This is a genomic window from Gordonia sp. (in: high G+C Gram-positive bacteria), from assembly GCF_049299075.1.
GTDB lineage: Bacteria > Actinomycetota > Actinomycetes > Mycobacteriales > Mycobacteriaceae > Gordonia.
In genome coordinates, this window is record NZ_JBAQWU010000433.1 from 1 (window position 1) to 5,565 (window position 5,565).

At 66.3% G+C, this 5,565-nt stretch carries 6 protein-coding genes; 4 read left to right on the forward strand and 2 right to left on the reverse strand.

Going from position 1 to position 5,565, the window contains the following annotated elements:
- A partial coding sequence (locus WAW85_RS13875; protein WP_422560188.1) for a potassium channel family protein occupies positions 1-842 on the forward strand: 842 nt, incomplete at its 5' end.
- Here WAW85_RS13875 and WAW85_RS13880 read toward each other — a convergent pair.
- Positions 830-1,696 carry a hypothetical protein gene (locus WAW85_RS13880; RefSeq protein ID WP_422560189.1) on the reverse strand — a complete coding sequence of 289 codons (867 nt, stop codon included), beginning with the start codon at positions 1,694-1,696 and terminating at the stop codon, positions 830-832. The two genes, WAW85_RS13875 and WAW85_RS13880, sit on opposite strands and share 13 nt — an antisense overlap.
- A gap of 108 nt (positions 1,697-1,804) precedes the next feature.
- On the opposite strand from WAW85_RS13880, the gene WAW85_RS13885 reads away from it, so the two are divergent.
- A complete protein-coding gene (locus WAW85_RS13885) occupies positions 1,805-2,839 on the forward strand; it encodes an FUSC family protein (RefSeq protein ID WP_422560190.1) in 1,035 nt (344 codons plus the stop codon).
- Here WAW85_RS13885 and WAW85_RS13890 read toward each other — a convergent pair.
- The gene (locus WAW85_RS13890) at positions 2,830-3,738 is read right to left on the reverse strand and encodes an alpha/beta fold hydrolase (protein ID WP_422560191.1); all 909 of its coding nucleotides are present in this window, start codon (positions 3,736-3,738) and stop codon (positions 2,830-2,832) included. The two genes, WAW85_RS13885 and WAW85_RS13890, sit on opposite strands and share 10 nt — an antisense overlap.
- A gap of 105 nt (positions 3,739-3,843) precedes the next feature.
- On the opposite strand from WAW85_RS13890, the gene WAW85_RS13895 reads away from it, so the two are divergent.
- Positions 3,844-4,884, forward strand: coding sequence for a fused (3R)-hydroxyacyl-ACP dehydratase subunits HadA/HadB (locus tag WAW85_RS13895; protein ID WP_422560192.1), 1,041 nt, complete (start codon positions 3,844-3,846; stop codon positions 4,882-4,884).
- Between the two features lie 67 nt (positions 4,885-4,951).
- On the forward strand, positions 4,952-5,371 hold the full coding sequence (locus WAW85_RS13900; RefSeq protein WP_422560193.1) for a VOC family protein: 420 nt from the start codon (positions 4,952-4,954) through the stop codon (positions 5,369-5,371).
- Positions 5,372-5,565: the final 194 nt, after the last annotated feature.

Consider the following 5,565-nt stretch of genomic DNA (forward strand, 5'->3'; position numbering starts at 1 on the left):
GCCGGGAACTGGCCGCTGACCTGGGGCCGGCCGGCGTCGAGCTGAGCGTGATCGAGAGCGATGCGAGTCGGCTTCCAGACGCCCCCGACAGCGGCATCGAGGTGATCCTCGGCGATGCGAGCGATCCGGAGGTGCTTCGACGAGCTCGAGTCGACGATGCGGTCGGCTTGGTCGCCGGCACCGACGACGACGTGGTGAACCTTTCGGCGGTGGCCGGCGCGCGCACGGTCAATCCGGACCTGTACCTCGCAGCCCGGCAGAATCGGGCCACGAGCGCGGCGTTGTTCGATGCGATGGATCTCCACGCGCGGCTGGTCCCCAGTGAAGTGGTGGCCCACGAGGTCTATGCCCGGATCAGTTCGCCATTGCTATGGCGCTTTCTGCAACTCCTTCCCGACCACGACGATGCGTGGGCGCAAACGCTGGTGACCCGTCTGGTCGCCGAATGCGGCCACGTCCTGCCGGTGTTGTGGCGCATCGAGCTCGATGCGGGAAGGACCCCGGCGATCATGACGGCGTTGCGCGCAGGCACGGTGCGGATGGGTGACCTGCTGCGCCGCCCGGAGGACCGGGCCGGTCGGCTGCGTGTCGTCCCGTTGCTCTTGCGGCGGCCCGATGGCAGTGCGGTTGCCGCACCGGACGATGACGTCGTCCTTGCCCCCGGCGACCACCTGCTCTTTGCTGGCGGTGGCCGGGAACGTCGCGGTCTGGAATCGACCCTGGTGGTGGACTCGACGGCCTCATATGTGCTCACCGGCACCCGGATTCCGGCCAGCGCAGCCTGGCGCCGCCTCACGCGCACAGGCCACCCGTCGAGCGGGGACGGTGGTCAGCGCAAGTAGCGGGCGTAGCGGGCGTAGGGGACCTGACCGGTCGGGCTCGCTGTGATGGCGCGGACGACGGGTGACGGGATGGGGGCCCAGTAGGCGGGCATCTGCGCAGCCAGACGCGGGTTCACGATGTAGATCAACGCGAAGTTCACGATCCACAGCGGCGGTGCCATCGACATCCCGACCGTGGTGGTCTGCCCGCCCTTGGTGTTGGTCACCAGCTGTGCGGCGCCGGAGATCTGCTGCGAGGCGAAGCCGGGAAGCAACTGCACCGTGTATGCCGACCGGTACAGCGCCAGCAGGGTGTCGGTCGCCCCGTTCGCACGCAGCCAGTTGCCGACGTAGCCGCCGGGCGCAATGAGCGTGTTGACCTGCCGTGTGGGCGCGGCCTCATTGGCCGGGCTCTGCAACTGGCCCTTGGTGTTCACATAAATGCCGTAGCTACCCAGTACCGAACCCACGACCTGCCCGTCGATCGTGGACAGCATCGGGCGGCCGACGGTGTTGGTGAGGATCAGGATGCACTCTTCGATGATCTTGCCGGACTGCCGGTCGCCCCCGATCCCACCGCCGGTGACTAGCTGCCGGGATTTCTGCGGTGACAGTGCATCGCTGCGGTGCAAGCCGATCTGGGCGGCGATCCGGTCGGCGGCCCGCTGCCCGAGCGGCTGATTGAGTTGGGCCGGTGCGGTCAACTTCGGCGGTGCGACGTGCTCGTAGGCGGGGACCCCGGAGAACGGGGCGCGAAATCCGGCGTCGTTTCGCGGAGCCGCATGGGCGGTGGGTAGGCCGAGCCCGATGAGGGCGAGGGCACTTGCAGTGCACAGGGCCAGGAGCACGAGGCCCGGTCTCGGTGAAGTGCGCATAGTCAGATCCTTCCCGGAGAGTCCACTGCGTAGTGAACTCACTGATCAAAGCGCAAGTGGTGGGGGGTCCGCAGCCGTATGGCGGGTGCGCCAGGTAGTTTTCTCCCCATGGAGCGGAATGTGACCGTGGCCGCGCCGACAACGCCGCCGAAGAAGCTGGCGTTACCGAAGCAGACCATCATCTACGCGCTGATTCTGCTCATTGCCTCGGCGATCGTGCTGGGCGGAACTCGCTACTTCATCGGACCGAACACGGCGCAATCGGGTTACCTGGCGATCTTGCTGCTGCTCTCGCCCGCCCGGGCCATGCCATTGAAGTGGGCGGTCGGCGCGGGACTGTGGACTATCGCGGTAGCGATGGCCGGATTTCTCGCCGGCACCACTGGCCAGCTGTGGGCGATCCTGATCGGCCTAGCCGCGGTGTCGATGGTGCAAGGCCTGTTCAGCATCGGGCAGGTAGCCTCGATGACCCGATCACCGGTCAACTTCATCGCCTTCTCCGCCCTCGCCGCCTCCGGCGCGCAGTGGTGGCACGTTCTGGTCGGCTCGGTCCTCGGCATTGCGTTGATCACCCTGATGTCGGTGCTCTTCCCATCGAAGAACCTGAAGACCGACGACGTCGAGCTGCGCGCGCCAGCGCCCCTGGTGCCGCTCGATCGCCGGATCGATTCCGGTCTACTGGTCGCTGCCGGCGCTATCATCCTGGTGCTGATCGGCGAGTTCACGCCCTACCCGTACACCAACTGGGCGCTGCTCACCTTCTGTCTGATCGTTGCGGTCGGCTTCGATGACCGATTCTCGCGCGCCTCGCAACGCTTGGGCGGCACCATCATCGGCGCGACGATCGCCACCCTAGTGTCGTTCGCGCCGACGCCGTGGCCGTGGGTGGCCGCCGCCCTCTGCATGGTGCTCTGTGTCGCCTACCTTCGGAACAACAATTACGCGATGTACGTCGCATTCCTGACTCCGACGGTGCTGCTGACGGCGAGCACCGGCGACTCGACCTTCACCATGGGACTGGGCCGCATCGGTGCGGTGGTGCTGGCCGCGGTGCTGGCCCTCATCCTGAGCAGGCTGATCACCACACTGCGGCCCGCCGAGCAGCTGCACGCCCTGCGTGATCGCCGCGCGTCTCAACCCTGAGCGAAGTGCTCCGTCAGCGCGCCGATGATCTCGTCCCACAGTGGCTCGGGAAGATCGTGCGCCATACCGTCGATCATCCGTAGTGTGGCGCCGGGAACGGCGTGGGCGATGGCCCGTGCTCCGGACGGTCGCATGAGCTTGTCGTGGGTCCCGTGCAGCACGAGGGTCGGTACCTCGGTGCGCCGGTTGTACTCGACGAGTGAGCCGGTAGCGCCGATGGCCGCGAACTGTCGGAGGAAGCCGGCAGGGTAGTAGGAGCGGTCGTAATACTCGGCACTGTGGGCGAGGGCGACGGCCCGCGGAGCCGGGTAGACGGGGCTGCCGATGATCGCCCCCAGCTTGGCGCGGTGCGCGATGAGCGTTTCGCGATTGGCGCCGCGTGGCGGAGCGGCCAGGAGGGCGCGCAACTGCTTCGGCCCTGGCGGCGGAAGGAAGGCCTGGTTGTTACTGGACATCACGACCGTTGCCGTCACGGTCCGGTCGGCGTGGTCGGCGGCGAAGATCTGGGTGATCATTCCGCCCATCGACGCGCCGACGATATGGGCGCGCTCGATATCCAGATGATCGAGCACGGCCTGCGCATCGGCTGCCATGTCGACCAGTGTGTATGGCGCGCCGGGGGAAGGGGTGCCGAGCAGGGAGTGGGTCAACCGAATGGGCAACGGCGGGCCCGCCACGCGTGCGCCGTCGAGCTTGCTGGTCAGCCCGGCGTCGCGATTGTCGAACCGAATTACTCGGTAGCCGTCGTCGGCGATCTTCTGACAGAACGCGCTGCGCCAAAAGACCATCTGTGCGCCCAGCCCCATGATCAGCAGGACCGGCGGTGCGTGCGGGTCGCCGATGTCGTCGTAGTGGATTTCGAGATCACCGGAGCGTGCGGTGCCTGATCGCGTCGTCATCCTTCCATGGTGCCCGCCGCTGCGCCGCGCTGCACGGCCACCGGTTGGGGGATTTCCGGGTCACCGGTCTAGCATTTCAGGCGTTGAGCAACCGTTAGGGAGAAGATGACGTCGACGGAGACCACTGCGGAGAATGCGGCACTCGCTGAGCGGGTCGGGCACTACTACGTGCGGGACCAGACGTACATCGTCGGCCGCGAGAAGGTGCGCGAGTACGCCCGGGCGGTGCAGGACTACCACCCAGCGCACTGGGATGAGGACGCGGCAGCCGCGCTCGGCTACTCCGGTCTGGTCGCCCCGCTGACCTTCACGTCGATTCCAGCGATGGCCGCGAACCAAAAGCTGATGCAAGAGGTCGTCGTCGGTTACGAGACCTACGTGCAGACCGAGCAGGTCTTCGAGCAGTACCGGCCGATTATCGTCGGCGACGAGCTGACCACGGACGTCGAGCTCTCAGCCGTGCGCCGGATTGCGGGCAAGGACATGATCACGATCACCAATACCTTCGTCGACCAGAACGGCGAGACCGTGCACCGCATGCACACCACCGTCGTCGGCGTCGGCGCCGACGAGGTGGATCCGGCGATTACTGACGCCGTCAACAAAGTGATGATGCATGACGTGCAGATCCTCTCCGCCGAAGAATCCGCTGCCGATTACGTGAAGACGGTGCGGCAGGGCGAGGCACCCGCAGACTCGGCGGATGTCGCGACCCGCACCGTCGGCGCGCGCGCCTTCGCCGACCTGGCCAAGGGCGATGTGATCGGCGAGCACCACACGCATATTTCCCGCGGGGATCTGGTGAACTACGCCGGGGTCTCCGGCGATGCCAACCCGATTCACTGGGACGAGGACATTGCCAAGTTGGCTGGACTGCCCGATGTGATCGCGCACGGCATGCTCACCATGGGTCTGGGCGTCGGCGTGATCTCCGAGTGGTCGGGCGATCCGGGGGCCGTCAGCCGGTTTGCGGTACGACTCTCGGCCCCGGCCATCGTGCCGGCCGACGGACGCGGCGACATCGTCTACGGCGGCAAGATCAAGTCGCTGCACCCGGAGACCACCAGCGGGGTGGTGATCCTCACGGCCAAGTGCAGTGACAAGAAGATCTTCGGCATGGCGACGCTGGAGCTCCGCTTCTCCTGAACGCGACGGCGCGATGGAATCCGTAGGGTGGTGAGTGTCACAACCACCATCCGAAGAAGGAATCTCCGTGAGTGAATCTCTCGCTACCTACATCGCGCTGCCCGGAACCGCGGAGGCGGCGTTCAACCACTGGTATTCCGTTCTCGGTGGCCAGTTGAACATCATGAAGTACCGGGACTTCTCGATGGAGGGCATGCCCTTCGAGCCGGATCCGAACGCAGTGGCACACGCCGTCCTGGTGACCGACGCCGGACAGATTGCCGGGGGTGATGCGATGGACGGTGAGACGGACTACCCCGTGCGCGGCACCGCCTACTCGCTGCTTTACACCGCGGGATCGGTGCCGCGGGCCCAGGAAATCATCGACGGCTTCATCGCCGGTGGCGGCTCGCTCGGCATGCCCTTCGCGGTGGCGCCGTGGGGCGGCTGGTACGGGCAGGTCTTCGACAAGTTCGGTGTCATGTGGGCGCTGTCAGTCGATGCTTGATCATCCGCTGATCTGATTATCTGGTGCCCTGATTATCCGGTGGCCTGATTATCCGGTGGCCTGAACCAGGGGCACCAGCAGTTCGGTGGCCGTCCAACCGCCGTGGTGACCTGGCATTGCCGATTCATCGGGTTCGACGACACTGCGCGTGAGCAGCACGTCCCGGCGCGCGACGGCCACTACGTGTCCAATCC

Excerpts from the sequence above, each read along its gene's own strand:
- WAW85_RS13880 (WP_422560189.1), bottom strand. The coding sequence starts at position 1,696 with ATGCGCACTTCACCGAGACCGGGCCTCGTGCTCCTGGCCCTGTGCACT.
- WAW85_RS13885 (WP_422560190.1), top strand. The coding sequence starts at position 1,805 with ATGGAGCGGAATGTGACCGTGGCCGCGCCGACAACGCCGCCGAAGAAG.
- WAW85_RS13890 (WP_422560191.1), bottom strand. The coding sequence starts at position 3,738 with ATGACGACGCGATCAGGCACCGCACGCTCCGGTGATCTCGAAATCCAC.
- WAW85_RS13895 (WP_422560192.1), top strand. The coding sequence starts at position 3,844 with ATGACGTCGACGGAGACCACTGCGGAGAATGCGGCACTCGCTGAGCGG.